Source organism: Halovulum dunhuangense, from assembly GCF_013093415.1.
Taxonomy (GTDB): domain Bacteria; phylum Pseudomonadota; class Alphaproteobacteria; order Rhodobacterales; family Rhodobacteraceae; genus Halovulum; species Halovulum dunhuangense.
Map to the genome: position 1 here is coordinate 1 of NZ_JABFBC010000002.1, position 21,124 is coordinate 21,124.

Below are 21,124 nucleotides of genomic sequence, written 5' to 3' on the forward strand. Positions count from 1 at the left end.
GACGCGCGGGGCAGGCCTGCATGTGCAGCGTCTTGCGTGGTTGTCCGGCGGATCGGCGGCCGGAATAGCCACCCCGACAACGCGGGGTCCAGGTTCGATGCGCGCTCATACGGCATCGTCCGCCAAAGCACAACCGGCGGGCGCCCTTCAGCGGTGCCCCACCCAGCCGCGGTCGTCGGTGAAGGCGCGGCCGGGGCCGATGGTCGCGGCATGGTACCCGTCGGGCAGGGTGTCGAGCGGCGCCAGCGGCGCGGGCGAGGCGACCATCACGATGTTGGCCAGCCCCTGCCCGGTGATCGGCCCCTCGACCGCGATGACATGGGGATAGAGGCTTGCGAGGATCGCGCGGGTGCCGCGGGCAAGCCGGCCGTCGGGCACGTCGATCAGGTTCACATAGACCGGGCCGCGCACGATCTCGCGCAGTCTTGCATAGGTCTCGACGGTGACCAGATGCGCCGGCACCGAGCCCGAGGAGAACGCGTCCATCACGGCGGCGTCGAAGCGGCGGTCGGTCTCGTTCAGGTAGACCCGCCCGTCGGCATGGACGATGCCCAGCCGCCTTTCCCCGGGGTCGCCCTCGCTGGCGTCGTAGCCCGTCGCGGCGATCGCGGCGCCCGCCCGCGGCATGTGGCGGCGCACGACCTGCGTGACCAGGGGATCGATCTCGACCGCCACCGCCTCGGCCTCGGGGCGCGCGGCGAGAAGCTGCGTGGGCAGCGTGTAGCCGCCGCCACCGACAAACAGCACCGACGGCGCGGGGCCGAGATCGCGGTCCATGCGCGCCCAGATCCATTGCGTGTAGGGCAGGACGAGGTCCGCCCCGGCTTCGGGGGGCCCGATCCGCTCGGCCGCCTGCCGGGTCCGGTCGGAATAGAGATGCACGGCGCCCCCGGTGCGCGTCACGTCGATGCAGGACAGGCCGGATTCGTAGCGGCAGACCGGCCCGAGGGCGAGGCTGGCCGCCGCCAGGAAGCCCACGCCCAGCAGCGTCGAAAGCCAGGCCCGAGCATCCCCTGCCCCCTTGCGCAGGAAGGGCAGGCAGAGCAGGGTCGCCGTGGCGCAGCCGGCAAAGGTGGCCAGCGACCCGGCCAGCGGAAGCGCCACGAACCCCGCAAGCACCGCGCCCAGGATCGCCCCGAGCGACCCCGCCGCCAGCACCAGCCCCAGCGACGAGCCCTCGCGCCCGGGCCGCGCCTCGACCGCGAGTTTCGCAAGCAGCGGCGAGGGCGCGCTGATCAGCACCGAGGCGGGGAAGAAGGCAAGGACCACGCTGACCAGCATCCCCCCGGTACCGCGCGCGCCCAGGGCGTAGACAAGTCCCAGCACCAGGGGCGAAAGCGCCACCAGGATCGCGGTCGCCACCAGCACCGCGCGGATGCCGCGCAGCGCGCGCCCACGCTCCTGCTCGGCCAGGAAGCCGCCCAGCGCGTTGCCCAGCGAAAACCCCGCCAGCACGGTCGCGATCACCGCCGTCCAGGTCAGCAACGAGGTGCCGAAGAACGGCGCAAGCACGCGCCCCGCCGCGATCTCGTAGGTCAGACCGACGGCCGACAGGACCAGGATCAGACCGATCGCCGTCCAGAAACGCATGATCCCTTCTCCCTGTCGCGTGGCCTGCCCCGTGGATCGTTGCCGGCCGCGCCCTGCCTTACAGCCGCATGGCGGCGCCGTGAACCCCGTTCGGGCAGGGCCGCCCGCCCGCCATGCCGGTCCCAGATAGTCCGTTTGCCGCCCGGTCGAGCGGTCGCATGGCGGGGACGCGTCCCGCCCCGCAGACGCTGGCGGCGACGCGCCCGCGGTGGTAGCCCCATCGTGGAGCAGCGCGGAAGGAAGCGGAATGGGCGTGGTGGAGTTCTTCGATTATGCGGGTGTCGCGCTTTTCGCGGCGACCGGCGCGCTTGCGGCGTCGCGCAAGCAACTCGACATCATCGGCTTCATCTTCCTTGCGGCCGTCACCGGGATGGGCGGCGGCACGGTGCGCGACCTGGTGCTGGACGTGCCGGTATTCTGGGTCGACCGGCCGGTCTATGTGCTGGTCTGCATGGGGGTGGCGGTGCTTCTGTATTTCACCGCGCATCTGGCGGAATCGCGGTATCGCTGGCTGCTCTGGCTCGATGCGGCGGCGCTGGCGGCCTATGGCGTGTTCGGCGCCTACAAGGGGCTTCTGGTGTCGGGCACGCCCATCGTGGCGGTGGTCATGGGGATGCTTACCGGCACGCTGGGCGGCATCCTGCGCGACGTGCTGGCCAACGAGCCCTCGGTGCTGCTGCGCCGGGAAATCTATGTCACCGCGGCGCTGACCGGCGCGGGGGTCTTCGTGGCGGTCGACGCTGTTGGCGCGGGGATGGCGCTGGCGGCCTGCCTGGGCTTCGGCGCCGCCTTCGCCCTGCGCGGGCTGGCGCTGGTCTTCGACTGGCGGCTGCCCACCTATCGCGCCCGGAAGGGTCGGCATCCCGACCGGATCTGACGCCGGTCGCGCGCCCCGGGGCCCGCAACGGCGGCGCCCCGGCCCGGCTGCGCGCCGGACCGGGGCCCATGTCAAATGGGGGGCGGTGTCAGACGACGACGACTTCCAGTTCGCCCAGGCCCTCGATCCTGCAATGCATCCTGTCGCCCCTGACGACGGCGTTCACGCCCGACGGGGTGCCCGACATGATGACATCGCCCGGCGCCAGCTCGAAATACTCGGACAGGTAGGAGATCATTTCCGGCACCTTCCAGATCATCTGGTTCAGGTCGCCCTGCTGGCGCAGTTCGCCGTTCACGAACAGCTCGATCCGGCCCTGGTCCAGATGGCCGGTCTTTTCCACCGGCACCAGCGGGCCGACCGGGGCAGACCGCTCGAACGCCTTGCCGATTTCCCACGGCCGGCCAAGCTTCTTGGCCTCGCCCTGCAGGTCGCGCCGCGTCATGTCGAGGCTGACGGCATAGCCGAAGACATGGTCGAGCGCCTTGTCCAGGGGAATGTTGGTGCCGCCGGTCTTGAGCGCGACGGTCAGCTCCACCTCGTGATGCACGTCCGAGGTGTGGGGCGGATAGGGAAACTCGCCCGAGGCATCCAGGTTGTCGGGGTTCTTCTGGAAGAAGAAGGGCGGCTCGCGATCGGGGTCATGGCCCATCTCGATGGCATGGGCGGCGTAGTTGCGGCCGATGCAATAGACCCGGCGCACCGGGAACTCCCCACCCCCGGCGACCGGAATGGTCACCGCCGCGGGCGGTTCGATCACGAAGTCAGACATTGGGCACTCCCCTTCTGGATTGGTCGCAAATTGCGTATACCACGGCGCACAACAGATCAATCAAAACCAATCCGGGCGCGATGATATTTCTTTCACTGAAAATGCTTCACTTCCACGGACTCTGTGGTAGCCTCGATTCGAATTGATCCGCATATTGCGCGACCAATCAAGAGAGAAAGCACCGAAGCGCCCATGCATCTCGACCGCAGCATCGCAGAGACGGACCCCGCGGATGGGCTGCTGCGCGCCCTGATCGCCGAGCGCGGGCTCGGGCCGGGCGACCGCCTGCCCCCCGAGCGCGACCTGATCGAGATGCTGGGCGTGGGCCGCACCGCGCTGCGCCGCGCGCTTGACCAGATGGAACGCGAGGGGCTGATCTGGCGCCATGTCGGCAAGGGCACCTTCCTGACGGCCGGCACCACGCGCGAGGGCGGCCGCGCGCAGCAGCCGGTTTCGGTCAGCGCGCTGGCGCGGCGCACCACGCCGGTCAAGATGATGCAGGCCCGGCTGGCGGTGGAACCCGCCATCGCGCGGGAGGCGGCGATCAACGCCTCGGCCGACGCGATGGACCGGATCGAGGCGGCGCGGCGCGCAGCCCACGATGCGCCCGACTGGCGCGCCTACGAGGCGGCGGACGACCGCTTTCACCGCGCGGTTGCGGAAGCGGCGGACAACCTGCCGCTGCTCGCGATCTTCGACCAGCTCAATTCGATCCGCCGCTCGGTCACATGGGGCACGGTCCAGCGCAGCCAGTCCGCCCCGCCGCGCGACCACAGCAGTTTCGCAGAGCATGACCGGATCCTGGAAACGATCCGGGCGCGCGATGCCGAGGGGGCGCAGACCGCCATGCGCACCCATCTCAGATCCGTCTCCGGCCGCCTGTTCGGCGGCTGAGCGGCAGGCGGGACCAAAACGGAAAACCGGGCATCGGACAAACCGAGCCGGAAACTGGGGAGTGAAACCATGACCATCCTGAGACGCCATCTTCTGTCCGCCACCGCGGGCGCCCTTGCCCTGATCGCCGCGGGCGGGCTTGCCGGCAGCGCCGCCGCGCAGGACGCGCCGCTGCGCATCGCCTTCGGCGACATCGCCAGCGTCGAAAGCCTCAACCTGCTGATCGCCATGGAGCGCACGAAGGAACGCGGCGTGCCCATGGAGATCACCTTCTTCAACTCCGAGGACGTGGCCACGCAGGCCGTGCTTGGCGGGCAGGCCGATATCGGCGTCGGCGCGCCCTACGCCTTCATCCAGAACTCGGGCGCGCCGATCCGCATGTTCTTCCGCATGAGCGAGCTGCTGTTCTTCCCGGTGGTCAACTCCGAGGTCTACACGGACTGGAAGGATCTCGACGGCCAGGAAGTCACCGTGCATTCCCGCGGTTCGGGCACCGAGGCGCTGATGCGCCTGATGGAGACCCGCGAGGGGATCAAGTATTCCCAGATCTCCTATGTGCCGGGCTCCGAGGTGCGGGCCGGCGCGATGCTTCAGGGCACGATCAACGCCACCATCGTGGATGCCAGCGCCTTCCGGCTGCTTCAGGAACAGGGCGGCGACAAGTTCGTCCGCCTGTCGGTCGAGGGCGTGGAAGCCACCGACGAGGCGCTTTACGCCAACACCAACGTGCTCGATGCCCGCGCCGAGGACATGAAGATCTTCGTCGAGGAGCTGCTGCGCACCTGGAAGGACATCGACGACAACCCCGCCATCGTGGGCGAGCTGCGCGAGCAGTACGGCCTCTTGGCCGACCTGCCGGCCGAAACCGTGGCCGAGGCCGTCCCCTATTACGAGGAAGCGGTCGCCAACGGGATCTATCCGCTGGATGGCGGCTCTCCCGAGGTGGTGCAGGGCGACATCGACTTCCTGTCCGCCGCCGGCCAGTTCGAGGCGGGCGCCCAGGTCAACCCCGAGGATTTCTGGACCTTCGGCCCGCTGAACGCCGCCAAGGGCATGTGATCCGCAAGACCCGGTGCCGGGGCGCCCTGCCCCGGCAAGCCCCCGGCACCGGGCCGCGACTTCAGGACAAGGCAGGAACCAATGGCAACTGGCATACCGGGCGCAAGGACACAGGCCACGACGGCCGGCCCGCTCGGCCAGCTGACGGAAACGCTGGCGGGCATTCCCGCGATCTGGCGGATCCTGTCGCTGGCGCTTTTCTTCACCGCGTGGGAACTGGCCGCGCGCACCAACTTCAACTGGGCCTTCCCCGGCTTTCTCGACACCGCCGCGGCCTTCTGGTCGATGCTGGCCGACGGATCCATGATCCAGGCCTACATGCGCACGATCGAGCCGCTGATCATCGGGCTGGTGCTGAGCCTGGTGATCGGGGTCGGCGCGGGCGTGCTGATGGGGCTTCGGGCCGATGTGGAATGGGCGACGCTGCCCATCTTCATCACCATGCAGGCGGCCCCCATGGCGGCGCTGATCCCGCTCATCACCTTTGTCTACGGCATCGGTCTGACATCCAAGGTGCTGGCGGTCTGCATGCTGGCGATGCCGGTCATCGCGATCAACAGCTACAAGGCGGTGCGCAACGTGCCCCCCTCGCTGGTGACGATGTGCCAGTCCTTCATGGGCTCGCGCCGCGAGCAGGTGTTCAAGATCATCCTTCCGGCGGCCAGCCCGATGATGTTCGCGGGCATCCGGCTGGGCGTGGCCGAGGGCTTTTCCGGCGTGGTGCTGGCCGAGCTGCTGATCACCCCCACGGGCATCGGCGACCTGATCACCTACAACCGCTCGATCGCGAAATTCGACCACATGTACGCGGCCATCGTGTCCATCGTGATCTTTGCCGTGGTCGCCGTCACCCTGATGCACAAGCTGGAATCGGTGCTGTTCCGGCCCGAGAAACGGACTGCGAAATGAACATCCGCCCCCAACTGAAAGAGGTTCCCATGGCCAGCAATGCCCGGCCCGAGCCGATCATCGAGATCCGCGGGATCCACAAGACCTATGGCGGCTCTGTCGTCGCGCTCAAGGACATCAACCTGGAACTCTTCCGCGGCCAGATGACCAGCCTTCTGGGCCCGTCGGGCTGCGGCAAGACCACGCTTCTCAAGATCATCGCGGGCCTTCTGGATGCCGATGCGGGCGAGGTGCGGGTCGCGGGCAAGCCGGTCACGGGGCCGGGGCCGGAACGCGCCTTCGTGTTCCAGGACTTCGCGCTGATGCCCTGGGCAAGCGTGCTGCGCAACGCGGCCTTCGGGCTGGAGCTGCGCGGCGTGGCCAAGTCCGAGCGCGAGGACAAGGCGCGCCACTACATCAGGGAGGTCGGGCTGACCGGCTTCGAGGACAAGTACCCGCACGAGCTGTCGGGCGGCATGCGCCAGCGCGTGGGCCTGGCGCGGGCGCTGGCCGTGGATGCCGACGTGCTGCTGATGGACGAGCCCTTTTCGGCGGTGGACGAGCAGACCCGCCGCAAGTTCCAGGAGGACCTGATCCGCCTGCGCGAGATCGAGAAGAAGACCTTCATCATCGTGACCCACTCGATCGAGGAAGCGGTCTACCTGTCGGACCGCATCGTGCTTCTGTCGCCGCGGCCGGGCCGGATCAGCCAGATCATCGACCCCGACATCCCGCGCAACGGCGATCCCGACGCGATCCGGCGCGACAGCGCCTATCTCGACCTGATCGACGACATCTGGCGCGGCCTGCGCGCCTATGTGGAGTAGGGGCATGACGGTATATGGCGTCAAACTCCCCAAGATGGCGGCCCTGCTGTTCTGGGTCGTGATCTGGGAAATCGTCGGCCGGTTCGAGCTGATGCTGCTCTTTCCGCCCTTCACCGAGGTGCTGGCCGCGCTGGTCGAGGTGGTGACCACCCCCAGCTTCGCGGAGGCCGCGCGGATCACCGTCTACTGCTACCTGACGGGCCTTGCCATCGCCGCCGTGAGCGGCATTGCGCTGGGGATGCTGATGGGGCTGGTGCCCTTCGCCGACCGGCTGCTGAACATGTGGGTCAACATCTTCCTGTCGGCGCCGCTTTCCGCGCTGGTGCCGGTCATCATGATCCTGTTCGGCATGGGCGAGCCCACGGTGATCGTGACCGTGTTCATGTTCGCGGTCTGGATCATCGCGCTCGATACCCGGGCGGGCGTGCTGCATGTCGCGCCCTCGCTGATGGAGATGGCCGAAAGCTTCGGCGCATCGCGCACGCAGCGGCTGAAGATGATCCTGCTCTCGGCGCTGCCGGAAATCCTTGCAGGGATCCGGCTGGGCGTGGTGCGCGGGGTCAAGGGCGTCGTGATCGGCCAGCTTCTGGTGTCGATCATCGGCGTTGGGGCGTTGTTCCAGCTTTATTCGAACAACTTCCTGATGGCGCATTTCTGGGCGCTGATCCTGATCCTGTTCGCCTTTGCCCTCAGCCTGGCCGAGATCATCGGCCGGCTGGAAAACCGCGTCGAATACTACGCCGGCGCCCGCGCCTGAGCGGGGCCGCGGTTCAGGCGGGCCGGGCCATGCGCCCGGCCCGTTTCATTTGGCGGCGAACAGATCCGCGTATTCCCGCCGCAACTCGGCCTTCTGCACCTTGCCCATCGTGTTGCGCGGCAGCGTGTCCACCACGATCAGCCGACGCGGCAGCTTGAAGGCGGCAACATTGCCCCGCAGGCTTGCGGCGATGGCATCGAGATCCGGCACCGCCCCCGCCTGCGGCACGATCAGCGCCACCGGGGTTTCCCCGAAATCGGGATGCGGCACGCCGATCACGGCGCTTTCCAGCACCCCCGGCATCGCATCGAGTTCCAGCTCGATTTCCTTGGGGTAGATGTTGTAGCCGCCCGAGATGATCAGGTCCTTGGCGCGCCCGACGATATGCACATAGCCGTCGCCGTCCCGCAGGCCCAGGTCGCCGGTCTGGAAAAATCCGTCGGGGCGCAGTTCCTCGGCGGTCTTCTCGGGCATCCGCCAGTAGCCCAGGAATACGTTCGGCCCCCGCACCTCGATCTGCCCGATCTGGCCGTGGTCCAGCGCCGCGCCCGTCGCGGGATCGGTGATCTTCAGCTCGACCCCCGGCAGCGGGAAGCCCACCGTGCCCGCGCGCCGGTCGCCCTCGTAGGGGTTCGAGGTGCTCATGTTCGTCTCGGTCATCCCGTAGCGTTCCAGGATCCGGTGGCCGGTTCGCTCCTCGAAGCGGGTGTGCGTCTCGGCCAGCAGCGGCGCGCTGCCCGACACGAAAAGCCGCATGTGGGCGACCAGCTCACGGGTGAATTCCGGCGCGTCCAGAAGCCGCGTGTAGAAGGTCGGCACCCCCATCATCGCGGTCGCCCGCGGCAGGGCGCGCAGCACCGCGTCGGGGTCGAATTTCGGCAGGAAGATCGTCGCTCCGCCCGCAAGCAGCATCACGTTGGTCGCGACGAACAGCCCGTGGGTGTGAAAGATCGGCAGCGCGTGCAACAGCACGTCCGCATCGGTGAAGCGCCAGGTCTCGGCCAGCACGCGCGCGTTCGAGATCAGGTTCTCCTGGCTCAGCATCGCCCCCTTGGATCGGCCCGTCGTCCCCGAGGTGTAGAGCAGCGCCGCCAGGTCATGCAGATGCCGCGGCGCGGTCGGGAAGCGGTCCGGCCGGTCGGCCGCGAGGGCCGCCAGCGTGCCCCCGCCCCGGGCGTCCAGCGTGAGCAGCTCGGCCCCCGCATCCGCGGCGACCGGGGCCAGCGACTGCGCATCCGCCGGATCGGCCACGAAGACCCGCGCCGCGCTGTCGCCCAGGAAATAGGCCAGCTCGTGCGCCGTGTAGGCGGTGTTGAGCGGCAGGAACACCGCGCCCACCTGCACGCAGGCCGCGTAAAGCGCCAGCGCATCGGGCGATTTCGCCACCTGCGCCGCCACCCGGTCGCCCGGCTCGACGCCAAGCCCGCTGAGCGCATGGGCCAGCTTCGCCACGCGCCTCAGGAACGCGTCATGCGTGATGGTGTCGCCATCCCCGGTCAGCAGGAACGGCGTATCGGCCCCGGCATGGGGGGCGAACAGCGTGTCGAACAGCGGGTTGCTCATGCGGGACCTCCTCTTTCGCAAGCGCATTAGCGCCTGCGAGAGAGAATTTCCACTACCCGCTCAGCCGAGCACGTTCAGCACCGCCTGCGCGGTCTTGTCCACGACCTCGTCCGCCTCGACCGCGCTCAGGCAGAGCGGCGGGGCAAAGCCCAGGATGTCGCCCTGCGGCATGGCGCGCGCGATCACGCCCAGGCCTGCCAGTTCGGCCGCGATGCGCGCCCCGACCTTTTCGGACGGATCGAAGAAGGCGCGCGTCTCGCGATCCTTGACGAACTCGACGGCCGCGAGCATCCCCTCGCCACGCACATCGCCCACATGGGCGTGCGCGCCCAGCGCGTCGCGCAGGCCCGCCAGCAGGTGCGCGCCCACCTTTTCCGCATTGCCCACCAGCCCCAGCCGGTCGATCAGCGCCAGGTTGGCGACGCCCGCCGCCGCCCCGATGGGATGCGCTGAATAGGTCCAGCCATGCCCGAAGGGACCGAATTCGTCGGTCCCCTCCTCAAGCACCTTCCACATCCGTTCCGACACGATCGACCCCGACAGCGGCGCATAGGCCGAGGTCAGGCCCTTGGCGATGGTGATGAGATCGGGCTTCAGCCCGTAATGCTCGGATCCGAACATGGTGCCCAGGCGACCGAACCCCGTCACCACCTCGTCCGCGATCAGCAGGATGTCGTGCTTCTCCAGGATGGGCTGGATCGCCTCCCAGTAGCCGGCGGGCGGCGGCACGATGCCCCCCGTCCCCAGCAGCGGCTCGGCGATGAAGGCGGCGATGGTATCGGCCCCCTCGCGCGCGATCAGCGCCTCCAGGTCGGCGGCGCATTGCGCGGTGAACTCGGCTTCCGACAGCGACAGCTCGGCCCGGCGAAAGTAATCCGGCGCGGTGGTGTGAAGCACGTTCGCCAGCGGCAGGTCGAACTTCTTGTGGAACAGCTCCAGCCCGGTCAGCGAGCCGGTCATCAGCCCCGAGCCGTGATAGCCGCGCCAGCGCGAGATGATCTTCTTCTTTGCGGGGCGGCCGAGGATGTTGTTGTAGTACCAGACCAGCTTGACGTTGGTCTCGTTCGCATCCGACCCGCCCAGCCCGAAATAGACCTTGGACATGTGGTCGGGCGCGCGGTCCATGACCATCTTGGCCAGGGTGATCGACGTCTCGGTGCCGTGGCCGACATAGGAATGGTAATAGGCGAGTTCCGCCGCCTGCGCCGCGATGGCATCGGTGATCTCGCGCCGCCCGTAGCCTGCGTTCACGCAATAGAGCCCGGCGAACGCATCCAGCAGCTTTCGCCCGTCGCGATCCTCGATATGCACGCCCGAGGCGCCGGTGATGATCCGCGATGGCGTCTCGCCGCGCGCGTGCTGCGCCAGGTGAGTCGAGGGATGGAAGAAGTTCTCGCGATCCCAGGCGGCCAGTTGGTCGTTCGTCAGCATGTCCCTCTTCTCCTTCATCGCGTGGCATGTGCTGCGCCCAGCATCGCGGGCGGGGGCGGGAATGTGAACCCCCTGACGCAACGTCGCCCGGTGGCCGTGCTGCATCGGTGCCGCACGGGTGCCGGATCGGCCCTTGACGCGGCGGGCCGGGCGGGCCGAAGGTCGGGGCGAACGTGTGCCCTGCCGGGGTCTTCCGACGTTCCGATACCCGACACGACAGGAGGACTTGATCCGGATGGGCCCCTCGCAGCTTCCCTTCAGCCGGCACGAATATTCCCGCCGCCTGCGCAAGACCCGCGCCGCCATGGACGAGGCGGGCATCGAGGCGCTGTTCGTCACCGATCCGTCGAACATGGCCTGGCTCACCGGCTATGACGGCTGGAGCTTCTATGTCCCGCAGGGCGTGCTGGTGCTGCCCGACCAGGACCCGGTCTGGTGGGGCCGCGCGATGGACGGCAACGGCGCGCTCAGGACCGTCTGGATGGAGTCCGACCGCGTCACCGTCTATGCCGAGGAATACGTCCAGTCCACCGTGCGCCACCCGATGCAGGACCTGGCCGCCAAGCTGGCCGACTGGGAACTGGGCAGCGCCCGGATCGGGGTCGAGATGGACAACTACTACTATTCCGCCAAGGGCCATGCGGCGCTGACGGGAAGCCTGCCCAACGCCACCATCACCGACGCCACCGGGCTGGTGAACTGGCAGCGCGGGGTCAAGTCCGACGAGGAAATCGCCTTCATGCGCAAGGCGGCGCGCATCTCGGAAAAGATCGTGGACGGGCTTCTGGACCGGATCGAGCCGGGCGTGCCCAAGCACGAGGTGGTGGCCGACGCGCTCCGCGACGCGATCCGGGGCACGGGCGACGCCTGGGGCGACTACCCGGCGATCATGCCGATGCTGCCCAGCGGCATCGACGCGTCCGCGCCGCACCTGACCTGGGACGGGCGCCCCTTCGCCAGCGGCGAGGCCACCTTCTTCGAGATCGCCGGCTGCTACCGCCGCTACCATGCACCGCTCTGCCGGACGCTGTTCCTGGGAACGCCGCCCGACGACATGCTGCGCGCCGAGGCGGCCCAGATCGAGGGGCTGGAGGCGGGACTCGATGCCGCGCGCCCGGGCAACCTGGCGGGCGATGTGGCGCGCGCGGTCAAGGACGCCCTGGCCCGCGCCGGCATCGACAAGCGCGGGCGCGTGGGCTATCCCATCGGCCTGTCCTATCCGCCCGACTGGGGCGAACGGACGGTATCCCTGCGCGAGGAGGACGAGACGGTGCTGGAGCCTGGCATGACCTTTCACTTCATGCCGGGGCTGTGGATGGACGACTGGGGACTCGAGATCACCGAAAGCATCCTGATCCGCGACAGCGGCCCGGCCGAGACGCTGTGCAACCGCCCGCGCCGGATGTTCGTGAAGCCCTGATGTCCCTTCTCGCCGACAGCATCGCAGAGCTTGACCGGCTGGTGGCCTTTCCGACCGTCTCGGCGCGGCCCAATATCGACATGGCGCGCCACCTGGCCCGCCGGCTGGCCGACCTTGGCGCGCGGGTCGAGCTGATCGCCACCCCCGACGGGACCAAGGCCAACGTGCTGGCCAGCCTCGGGCCGGAAGGCGATGGCGGGATCGTGCTGTCGGGCCATACCGACGTGGTCCCGGTCGAGGACCAGGAATGGAGCACCGATCCCTTCGCGCTGCATCAGGCCGACGGCCGTCTCTACGGGCGCGGCACCTGCGACATGAAGGGCTTCATCGCGGCCTGCATGGCGGTGGCGCCGCGCCTTGCCGCGCGCGAATTGCGCCGCCCGCTGCACTTCGCCTTTACCTACGACGAGGAAACCGGCTGCCTCGGCGCGCAGCACCTGGTCGAGACGCTGCGCGCCCGCCGGCTGCGCCCGGCGCTGGCCATCATCGGCGAGCCGACATCGATGCGGATGGTCGAGGGGCACAAGGGCTGCTGCGAATACACCACCATCTTCACCGGGCGCGAGGGGCATGGCTCGGACCCGGGCCGCGGGGTGAACGCGGTGGAATACGCCGTGCGCTACGCCGCCCGCCTGCTGGAGTTGCGCGCCGACCTTACAGCCCGCGCGCCCGATCCCAGCCGCTTCGATCCGCCCTGGACCACGATCAACCTTGGCCGGCTGTCCGGCGGGCAGGTCCACAACGTGATCCCGCCCCGCGCCGAGATCGACTGGGAAATGCGCCCCGTGACGCAGGCCGACGCCGATCATGTCCGCGCCTCCCTCGCCCGGCTGGTCGAGGAGGAACTCCTGCCCGAGATGCGCCGCACCGCCCCCGAGTCCGCGATCGAGACCCGCGTCATCGGCGAGGTGGCGGGGCTCGTCCCGATGGAGGAAAACGCCGCCCGCGACCTGGTGGCGGCGCTGACGGGGGCGAACGCCGCCGACTGCGTGCCCTTCGGCACCGAGGCGGGGCTGTTCCAGTCGCTGGGCATGTCGGTGGTGGTCTGCGGCCCCGGCGCCATCGCGCAGGCGCACAAGGCCGACGAATATCTCGAGACGGCGCAGCTTGAAGCCTGTCTCGACATGCTGACCGCGCTGGAGGCCGATCTTGTCCGCGACCGCTGAGGCGCATGACAGCCGCTATTCCTGGACAAGGCTCGCCATCACGCTGGCGCTGGCGTCCATCGGCAATGTCGGCATGTGGGCCATCATCATCACCCTGCCGGCGGTGCAGGCGGATTTCGGCATCGACCGTGGCGGCGCCTCGCTGCCCTATGTCGCGACGATGCTGGGCTTCGCGCTGGGCAACCTGGTGCTCGGGCGCGCGGTGGACCGCTTCGGGATCGTCCCGGTGCTGATCGGCGCCGCACTGTCGCTGGGCGCGGGCTTCGCGCTGTCGGCGCTCGCGCCCTCGGTGGTGGTCCTGTCGCTGCTGCAATTCGCCGTGGGCCTTGGCACCGCGGCCAGCTTCGGGCCGCTGATCGCCGACATCTCGCACTGGTTCCTGCGCCGCCGTGGCATCGCCGTGTCCATCGCCGCCAGCGGCAACTACCTGTCTGGCGCGATCTGGCCCGTGGTCCTCAGCCCGCTTCTGGCAAGCCAGGGCTGGCGGGCGGTGTTCCTGGCCCTGGCCGGCATCGCGGTCGCCGGCATGATCCCGCTCGCGCTTATGCTCAAGCGCCGCCTGCCCGAGGGGGCGAGCGTGGCCGCAGACACCGCGGCGGCGCTGGCCCGCAGCGCCTCGGGCCTGTCGCCGCGGGCGCTCAGCGGGCTTCTGGCCATCGCGGGCATCGGCTGCTGCGTGGCGATGTCGATGCCGCAGGTCCATATCGTCGCCTATTGCGTGGACCTGGGCTACGGCCCCGCCGTGGGCGCCGAGATGCTGTCGCTGATGCTTCTGGGCGGCGTCGCCTCGCGCATCGTCTCGGGGCTGATCGCGGACCGGCTGGGGGGCGTGCGCACGCTTCTGCTGGGGTCCGTCCTGCAGATGCTGGCGCTGTTCTTCTACCTGCCCTTCGACGGGCTGGTATCGCTTTATGTGGTCAGCCTGGTGTTCGGCCTTGCCCAGGGCGGCATCGTGCCGGCCTATGCCATCATCGTGCGCGAATACCTGCCCGCGCGCGAGGCGGGGGCGCGCGTGGGCTTCGTCATCATGGCGACCCTGATCGGCATGGCGCTGGGCGGCTGGATGTCGGGCTGGATCTATGACGTGACCGGCAGCTACCACCTTGCCTTCATCAACGGCATCGTGTGGAACGCGGCCAACATCGTCATCATGCTGGCGATCCTCGCGCGCGGGCGGGCGGGGGCGGCCCCGCTGCCGGCCTGAACCGCGACACCAAATCCCTTGCGCGCGACAGGCGCCGAGAGGACACTCCGGCCATGAGGATCACCCGCCGCACCCTGCTTGGAACCAGCCTTGCCGCCAGCCTTGCCCCGCGCCTCGCGCTGGGCGCGGATGCGCCCCTGCGCGCGCAGGTGGCGCAGGTCCGGCTTGCCCCCGAGGGCTACCCCGCCACCGACCTGTGGACCTATGACGGCGGCGTGCCCGGCCCCGCGATCCGGGTGCCGCAGGGCGGCCGCCTGAGCCGCCTGCTGGTCAACGACCTGCCCCAGCCCACCACGATCCACTGGCACGGCATCCGCCTGCCCAACGCCATGGACGGCGTGCCCGGCATGACGCAGGCCCCCGTCGCCCCCGGCGAAAGCTTTGCCTACGACTTCGCCGCGCCCGATGCCGGCACCTACTGGTACCACTCGCATTTCCGCTCGCTCGAACAGGTGGCGCGCGGGCTGTCGGGCCCGCTGATCGTGACCGAGGCGGAAGGCGCGCCAGAGGTGGACCGCGACGAGGTGATCCACCTGTCGGACTGGCGCCTGTCGGACACCGCCGCCATCGCCGACGATTTCGGCCATCCGCACGACCTGTCCCATGCCGGGCGGCTGGGCAATTTCGTCACCGCCAACGGCCAGTCGGAACTGCGCTACCAGGCCCGCCAGGGCGAGCGGTTCCGCCTGCGCCTGATCAACGCCGCCCCCGCCCGCATCTTCGAGCTGCGCCTTCAGGGCCTGTCGGGCTGGGTCGTGGCGGTGGACGGCATGCCGCTCGACGCGCCCACGGCGATCGGGCAGATCTTCGTCGGGCCCGGCCAGCGGGTGGACATGCTGGTGGACGTGACCGCCGATCCCGGCGACGAGGCCTTCCTGCTGGAGATCGACCGCGGCGAGGGGTTTTCCCTTGCCTCCTTCGCCGTCGCCCCCGGGGGCGGCACCCCCCGCAGGCCCGCCCCCGCGGCGCTGCCCGCCAATCCCGGCCAGACGCCGCTTGGGCTTTCGGATGCGCGGCCGGTGCCGCTTGCGATGGATGGCGGCGCCATGCGCGGCCTGTCACAGGCGGTCTGGAAGGGCCGGACGCTGGACGGCCGCAGCCTTGCGATGGAGGGGCAGTTCTGGGCCTTCAACGGCATCGTCGGCATGGGCGATGCGCCCCTCATCGAAGCCGCGATCGGCGAGACGCTGCGCATCCCCATCGCCAACCGCACCGCCTTTCCGCACGCGATGCACCTGCACGGCCACCATTTCCGCGAACTGCGCGCCGATGGCAGCCTGGGCCTGTGGCGCGACACCATCCTGATCGACCCGGGCCAGACGCGCGAGATCGTCTTTCTGGCCGACAACCCCGGCGACTGGATGTTCCATTGCCACATGCTCTCGCACCACGCCGCGGGCATGGGGACATGGATCAGGGTGGTGTGAGGGCCCTCAATGCGTCCAGGACACCCGGCGCCCGCTGGCGAAGTTGTCGCCATAGCCGCCGGGGCGGATGTTGGGCTTGCGGGGCTTGGGCTGCATCACCTGGTAGGGGATGCCATGCTTCTCGGCATAGGCGCGCGCCTGCTCCAGGTCGTCGAATTCCAGCCGCACCTGCGCCTGGGTATCGCCCGATCCGGTCCAGCCCATGAGCGGGTCCTTGACCCGCGCCTCGGCCGGCTCGAACTCCAGCACCCAGTCCTTCGTCCGCGCCTGCCCCGAGGACATCGCCGATTTCGCCGGTTTGAAGATGCGCGCAACCATCCGTTCTCTCCGCAGAAATTCCGCCCCCTTATCGCGTGCAACGGCCCGTGGGGCAAGGGCGGATCGGGGGTTCGGCGTGCGCCAGCCGGGCGCGGGGAGTGAGGGGTGGGGTTCGGGGCCCGCGCCCGGCTGGCGCATCGTTGCTTGCCCCTCATGGTTAACAAGCTGGCCGCAGCCCTTGCAACAGGAAAACAACCCTTGGGTTGATATATATTTTCAGAACGCAACCTCTGGTTTTAACCCGATCTTTACCTTGATTCCCCCCACCCCCCGGACACATCTATGCGCTCAGAGAGGATCCCCCCGATGACCGCAGAACTCGCCGCCACCCGCCCCGATCCGCGCAGCCGCCCCAAGCTCGAGGGCGGGCGCAGGCTCGTGATGAAATCCGAATTCCAGCCCGCCGGCGACCAGCCCACCGCCATCGCCGAACTGGTCGAGGGCGTGCTGTCGGGCGAACAGAACCAGGTGCTGCTGGGCGCCACGGGAACCGGCAAGACCTTCACCATGGCCAAGGTGATCGAGGCGACCCAGCGCCCCGCGATCATCCTTGCCCCCAACAAGACACTGGCGGCCCAGCTTTACGGCGAGTTCAAGGGCTTCTTCCCCGACAACGCGGTGGAATACTTCGTCAGCTACTACGACTACTACCAGCCCGAGGCCTATGTGCCGCGCTCGGACACCTATATCGAGAAGGAATCGCAGATCAACGAACAGATCGACCGGATGCGCCACTCGGCCACCCGGGCGCTGCTGGAACGCGACGACGTCATCATCGTGGCGTCCGTTTCCTGCATCTACGGCATCGGCTCGGTCGAAACCTATGGCGCCATGACCCAGGACCTGATCGTGGGCAGCAGCTACGACCAGCGCAAGGTGATCGCCGATCTGGTGGCGCAGCAGTACCGCCGCAACGACCAGGCCTTCCAGCGCGGCAGCTTCCGCGTGCGCGGCGACAGCCTGGAGATCTGGCCCGCCCACCTCGAGGATCGCGCCTGGCGCTTTTCGTTCTTCGGCGAAGAGCTCGAGGCGATCGCCGAGTTCGACCCCCTGACCGGGCAGCGCAGCGACACGCTGGAAAAGGTGCGCATCTACGCCAACTCGCACTACGTCACGCCCCGCCCGACGATGCAGCAGGCGATCAAGGGCATCAAGGCCGAGCTTGCCAAGCGCCTCGACCAGCTTGTGGGCGAGGGCAAGCTCCTCGAGGCGCAGCGGCTGGAGCAGCGCACCAATTTCGATCTGGAAATGCTGGAGGCGACTGGCGTCTGCAACGGGATCGAGAACTATTCGCGCTACCTGACGGGGCGCGCCCCCGGCGAACCGCCCCCCACGCTGTTCGAATACATCCCCGACAACGCCATCGTGTTCGCGGATGAGTCCCACGTCAGCGTGCCGCAGATCGGCGGCATGTACCGTGGCGACTACCGGCGCAAGTTCACCCTGGCCGAACACGGCTTCCGCCTGCCGTCCTGCATGGACAACCGCCCGCTCAAGTTCGAGGAATGGGACGCGATGCGCCCGCAATCGGTCTTCGTCTCCGCGACCCCGGCCGCGTGGGAAATGGAACAGACTGGGGGCGTGTTCACCGAACAGGTGATCCGGCCCACCGGCCTTCTGGATCCGGTGGTCGAGATCCGGCCCGTGGAAACCCAGGTGGACGACCTTCTGGACGAGATCCGCAAGGTCGCCCTCAAGGGCTACCGCGTGCTCTGCACCACGCTGACGAAACGCATGGCCGAGGATCTGACCGAATACCTGCACGAACAGGGCATCCGCGTGCGCTACATGCATTCGGACATCGACACGATCGAACGGATCGAGATCCTGCGCGACCTGCGGCTCGGCGCCTTCGACGTGCTGATCGGCATCAACCTGCTGCGTGAGGGGCTCGACATCCCCGAATGCGGGCTGGTGGCCATCCTGGACGCCGACAAGGAGGGTTTCCTGCGCTCGGAAACCTCGCTGATCCAGACCATCGGCCGCGCCGCGCGCAACGTCGATGGCCGCGTCATCATGTATGCCGACCGCATCACCGGCAGCATGGAACGTGCGCTCCGCGAGACCGAGCGCCGGCGCGAGAAGCAGATCGCCTACAACCAGGAACACGGCATCACGCCGCAGACCGTGAAGAAGAACGTCGAGGACGTGCTGGCCGGCCTCTACCAGGGCGACACCGACATGGCGCGGGTGACGGCGAAGATCGACAAGCCCATGGTCGGCGCGAACCTGGCAGCCCATCTCGACGCGCTGCGCAAGGACATGATGAAGGCCGCCGAGAACCTGGAATTCGAGGAAGCTGCGCGCCTCCGCGACGAGGTCAAGCGGCTGGAGCAGGTGGACCTGCTGGTCCATGACGACCCGCTCGCCCGGCAGTCGGCGGTGGAGGAGGCGGTGGATCAGGCCCGCAAGGCCGAGGGGCGGAGCACGGCCGGGCGCCCGGGCCAGCGCGGGGGGAACGTGAAGCGGCGGAAGCGGTGATTAGTTAATAACTTTTTGGGTATTCCATATGAGTCCACGAAAGAGCCTACGCGGCACCAATATTGAAGCTGATGTTCTATGGGAGTCCAAGCGCAGGTGCGCTGTATGTTTTTCTCTTTATGGAATTTTAGATGTAAAAAAAGGACAAATTGCGCACATAAACAAAGACAGAAATGACAATAGAATTGAAAATCTTGTTTTTTTATGCTTTGATCATCATGATCAATACGACAGCGTAACATCGCAAAGCAAGAATTTCACAAAGATTGAAATGAAGCGCTATCGCGATGAGCTCTTGATCGCGTGCAGACAGGGTCTTGTCACAAGCAGGTTTGAGGCAGGAGGAAACCTGCCCGCCATCCGAACAGGCCTATTCGCCCGACGCTCGAGTCTTGATGGCGGGTCGGTTATCTCGATAACAAAAACAAGAAAGAACTGGGATGGTAGGTCCGTTTTCCAGGTTATTGGAGAAGCTTATACAGGTATCTCCAGAATTGGAGGGCCAAACATGGGATTTATTGGATTCGAAACAACTGAAAATTCAAGTAGTCTTATAGAGTTTTATGACGGAAATTACAGCTTGCTTATCGGCGCAACCGGGAAAGGTATATTGGTCGAAGAAGAAGGTGAGTTTGGCTATCACGGCGTAGGAGTGCATTTTTTTGGAGAGTATGAGAGGGTCACGTCACCTTTTCTTCGTATGCGATGGTGGTCTAGATCGCTTTTCGTGAGCCACTTTCGCAGAGGGAAATGGCCAGATCAATAAATAGAAAATTTCTTATTATGAATTTTATCAAATAATTTTGGATAATATATTTTAATCAAAAAATAATTTATATCTCTTTAAATAAAATTACGATCAATAATTTTTCTATTTTAATTCAGATAAAATACAAGCGTTAGCCCAGACACCGCCCGACTCTCGGACGCCACCGGCGCCACACTACCTAATCCTTCCCTTCCCCCCCGATCTGTGGTCCGGTCCCGACACCTAGTCCGAGCCAATTTCCCCGGAGCCGCCCTTGACCACCGTTGCCCTCATCCATTTCAACCATGTGCTGATCGACGGAAAGGTCGGCTGGCCCGACCCCGGCACCACCGACGCCCGGCCGAATTACGGCGACATGCTGGTCTGCGCGGCGATCCTGGGCCACCTCGCACCGGGGCTCAGAACCACGCGCACCGGCTTCGGGCGCAAGCTCACGACGCCCTGCGACTTCGCGCTGATCCGGGGCTCGACCTATCTCAGCACCCGCTTCAACTACCGCGCGGCCATCGACACGCTCGACAGCATCGATGCGCCGCTCTCCATCGTGGGGCTGGGCGCGCAGGCGCCGACGCAGGATCCGCGCTTTCTGGACGACCATGCGGACGCGCGGGAGTTCGTCGCGAAGCTGGCCGAGAAGTCGAAATCCATCTCCGTGCGCGGCCCCTTCACCGCCGAGCTTCTCACCCGGCTGGGGGCCAGGGACATCCGCATCACCGGCTGCCCGTCGCTTTTCCATGGCGGCGGCATCCCCCAGGTCGCCCTGCCCGAGGCGCTGGGCTCGCCGCGCCAGCGGCTGGGCGTCTCGCTTCACACGGGCCTTCGGCGCACGATCTACTGCCGCGACCCCGAGGCGGTGCGCGCCCGCCACATCGAGGCGATGCGCTACACGATCGAGGCCGCATCGGAGGCCGCCTTTTTCGAGCAGGGCGTGAAATCGGAATTCGACGCGGCCGACAGCCGCCTGCCGATGGAGAGCCGCCTCGCGGCCGCGCGACAGGTGCTCGACCGGATCGGCGGCGCGGATGCGCTGCGCCCCGAGGATCTGGTCACGCACATGGTCAGCGTGCGCGGCGTCGGGGACTGGCTCGACCGTGCAGGCCGGATGGACGCCGTGCTGGGCTTCCGGTTCCACGGCAACATGGCGGCGCTGCTGCAATCGGTGCCCTGTTTCTACTGGACCTACGACTCGCGGCTGCGGGAGTTCTGCGACCTCTATAACCTGCCCTGGCAGGATGCGGCCGAGCAGTGGCGCGATCCGGTGCGCGCCATTCTCGACCATGACTGGGACGCCGCGAACGCGGCTTTCCGGCATTGCTACGCCGAGCTGCACGCCTTCTACGACGAAAACGGCGTGCCGCACCGGCTGTCGCCCCCGGCCCAGATTCCGGCCCGGATTCCGGCCATCAGGCCTGCTTGACCAGCCGGATCACCACCAGCACGATCACCGCGCCCAGCGTCGCGTGGATGATCGAGGCGATCACGCCGCCGCCGAAGCCCAGCCCGATCCCCGGCAGTACCAGCCCGGCGACAAAGGCGCCGATGATCCCCATCACCATGTTGCCAAGGATGCCGAAGCCGCCGCCCTTGACGATCAGCCCGGCCAGCCAGCCGGCGATGGCGCCGATGATCAGCGTGGCGATCAGACCTCCGATGCCCATGTGTCCCTCCTGCATCTGGCATT

General features: G+C 67.5%; 19 protein-coding genes and 1 other annotated feature. Of the genes, 13 read left to right on the forward strand and 6 right to left on the reverse strand.

Features of this window, described 5'->3' with window-relative positions; genetic code table 11:
• Window positions 1-38: 38 nt before the first annotated feature.
• Window positions 39-93 (reverse strand) — a sequence feature (sul1 is cis-regulatory element that is thought to sense ions involved in sulfur or methionine metabolism; They are found in Alphaproteobacteria).
• A 54-nt stretch (window positions 94-147) separates the two neighbouring features.
• Window positions 148-1,590, reverse strand: a complete 1,443-nt coding sequence (locus HMH01_RS10630; RefSeq protein ID WP_171325359.1) for a fused MFS/spermidine synthase — start codon at window positions 1,588-1,590, stop codon at window positions 148-150.
• A 247-nt stretch (window positions 1,591-1,837) separates the two neighbouring features.
• On the opposite strand from HMH01_RS10630, the gene HMH01_RS10635 reads away from it, so the two are divergent.
• Complete coding sequence (locus HMH01_RS10635) at window positions 1,838-2,467, forward strand: trimeric intracellular cation channel family protein (protein ID WP_171325361.1); 630 nt, start codon at window positions 1,838-1,840, stop codon at window positions 2,465-2,467.
• A gap of 88 nt (window positions 2,468-2,555) precedes the next feature.
• Here HMH01_RS10635 and HMH01_RS10640 read toward each other — a convergent pair whose 3' ends face one another.
• Window positions 2,556-3,239 (reverse strand): fumarylacetoacetate hydrolase family protein, encoded by a 684-nt coding sequence (locus HMH01_RS10640; RefSeq protein ID WP_171325363.1) that lies wholly within the window; start codon window positions 3,237-3,239, stop codon window positions 2,556-2,558.
• Window positions 3,240-3,431: 192 nt separating this feature from the next.
• Between HMH01_RS10640 and HMH01_RS10645 the strand changes: the two genes are divergently transcribed.
• The 5 genes from HMH01_RS10645 (at window position 3,432) to HMH01_RS10665 (ending at window position 7,664) form a co-directional block, all read left to right on the forward strand.
• The gene (locus HMH01_RS10645; protein WP_171325365.1) at window positions 3,432-4,133 is read left to right on the forward strand and encodes a FadR/GntR family transcriptional regulator; all 702 of its coding nucleotides are present in this window, start codon (window positions 3,432-3,434) and stop codon (window positions 4,131-4,133) included.
• Window positions 4,134-4,202: 69 nt separating this feature from the next.
• Window positions 4,203-5,192: an ABC transporter substrate-binding protein gene (locus tag HMH01_RS10650; RefSeq protein ID WP_171325367.1), complete on the forward strand. Its 990-nt coding sequence runs from the start codon at window positions 4,203-4,205 to the stop codon at window positions 5,190-5,192.
• 81 nt (window positions 5,193-5,273) lie between these two features.
• The gene (locus HMH01_RS10655; protein WP_171325369.1) at window positions 5,274-6,101 is read left to right on the forward strand and encodes an ABC transporter permease; all 828 of its coding nucleotides are present in this window, start codon (window positions 5,274-5,276) and stop codon (window positions 6,099-6,101) included.
• A gap of 29 nt (window positions 6,102-6,130) precedes the next feature.
• Complete coding sequence (locus tag HMH01_RS10660) at window positions 6,131-6,907, forward strand: ABC transporter ATP-binding protein (protein WP_246237388.1); 777 nt, start codon at window positions 6,131-6,133, stop codon at window positions 6,905-6,907.
• Between the two features lie 4 nt (window positions 6,908-6,911).
• Complete coding sequence (locus HMH01_RS10665) at window positions 6,912-7,664, forward strand: ABC transporter permease (RefSeq protein WP_171325373.1); 753 nt, start codon at window positions 6,912-6,914, stop codon at window positions 7,662-7,664.
• A gap of 45 nt (window positions 7,665-7,709) precedes the next feature.
• Here HMH01_RS10665 and HMH01_RS10670 read toward each other — a convergent pair whose 3' ends face one another.
• Both HMH01_RS10670 and HMH01_RS10675 read right to left on the reverse strand, forming a co-directional pair.
• Window positions 7,710-9,227 carry a malonate--CoA ligase gene (locus HMH01_RS10670; protein ID WP_171325375.1) on the reverse strand — a complete coding sequence of 506 codons (1,518 nt, stop codon included), beginning with the start codon at window positions 9,225-9,227 and terminating at the stop codon, window positions 7,710-7,712.
• A gap of 60 nt (window positions 9,228-9,287) precedes the next feature.
• Window positions 9,288-10,658, reverse strand: a complete 1,371-nt coding sequence (locus tag HMH01_RS10675; RefSeq protein ID WP_171325377.1) for an aminotransferase — start codon at window positions 10,656-10,658, stop codon at window positions 9,288-9,290.
• A 235-nt stretch (window positions 10,659-10,893) separates the two neighbouring features.
• Between HMH01_RS10675 and HMH01_RS10680 the strand changes: the two genes are divergently transcribed.
• The 4 genes from HMH01_RS10680 to HMH01_RS10695 are packed head-to-tail and all read left to right on the forward strand — an operon-like array spanning window position 10,894 to window position 15,875.
• A complete protein-coding gene (locus HMH01_RS10680) occupies window positions 10,894-12,078 on the forward strand; it encodes a M24 family metallopeptidase (RefSeq protein WP_171325378.1) in 1,185 nt (394 codons plus the stop codon).
• Window positions 12,078-13,244: an acetylornithine deacetylase gene (argE, locus tag HMH01_RS10685; protein WP_171325380.1), complete on the forward strand. Its 1,167-nt coding sequence runs from the start codon at window positions 12,078-12,080 to the stop codon at window positions 13,242-13,244. Before HMH01_RS10680 ends, argE begins: the two co-directional genes overlap by 1 nt.
• Window positions 13,228-14,448, forward strand: a complete 1,221-nt coding sequence (locus HMH01_RS10690; protein ID WP_246237389.1) for an MFS transporter — start codon at window positions 13,228-13,230, stop codon at window positions 14,446-14,448. The genes argE and HMH01_RS10690 overlap by 17 nt, the downstream gene beginning before the upstream one ends.
• 53 nt (window positions 14,449-14,501) lie before the next feature.
• Complete coding sequence (locus HMH01_RS10695; protein WP_171325382.1) at window positions 14,502-15,875, forward strand: multicopper oxidase family protein; 1,374 nt, start codon at window positions 14,502-14,504, stop codon at window positions 15,873-15,875.
• 6 nt (window positions 15,876-15,881) lie between these two features.
• On the opposite strand, the gene HMH01_RS10700 is transcribed toward HMH01_RS10695, so the two are convergent.
• A complete protein-coding gene (locus HMH01_RS10700) occupies window positions 15,882-16,193 on the reverse strand; it encodes an ETC complex I subunit (RefSeq protein ID WP_171325384.1) in 312 nt (103 codons plus the stop codon).
• 306 nt (window positions 16,194-16,499) lie between these two features.
• On the opposite strand from HMH01_RS10700, the gene uvrB reads away from it, so the two are divergent.
• The 3 genes from uvrB to HMH01_RS10715 all read left to right on the forward strand — a co-directional run bounded on the left by uvrB (window position 16,500) and on the right by HMH01_RS10715 (window position 20,860).
• Window positions 16,500-18,674, forward strand: coding sequence for an excinuclease ABC subunit UvrB (gene uvrB / locus HMH01_RS10705; protein ID WP_171325386.1), 2,175 nt, complete (start codon window positions 16,500-16,502; stop codon window positions 18,672-18,674).
• Between the two features lie 28 nt (window positions 18,675-18,702).
• Entirely contained in the window at window positions 18,703-19,440 is a 738-nt protein-coding gene (locus tag HMH01_RS10710) for an HNH endonuclease signature motif containing protein (protein ID WP_171325388.1), read from the forward strand.
• 256 nt (window positions 19,441-19,696) lie between these two features.
• Window positions 19,697-20,860 carry a polysaccharide pyruvyl transferase family protein gene (locus HMH01_RS10715; RefSeq protein WP_171325390.1) on the forward strand — a complete coding sequence of 388 codons (1,164 nt, stop codon included), beginning with the start codon at window positions 19,697-19,699 and terminating at the stop codon, window positions 20,858-20,860.
• On the opposite strand, the gene HMH01_RS10720 is transcribed toward HMH01_RS10715, so the two are convergent.
• Window positions 20,847-21,101 (reverse strand): GlsB/YeaQ/YmgE family stress response membrane protein, encoded by a 255-nt coding sequence (locus HMH01_RS10720; protein ID WP_171325392.1) that lies wholly within the window; start codon window positions 21,099-21,101, stop codon window positions 20,847-20,849. The genes HMH01_RS10715 and HMH01_RS10720 overlap by 14 nt on opposite strands.
• Window positions 21,102-21,124: the final 23 nt, after the last annotated feature.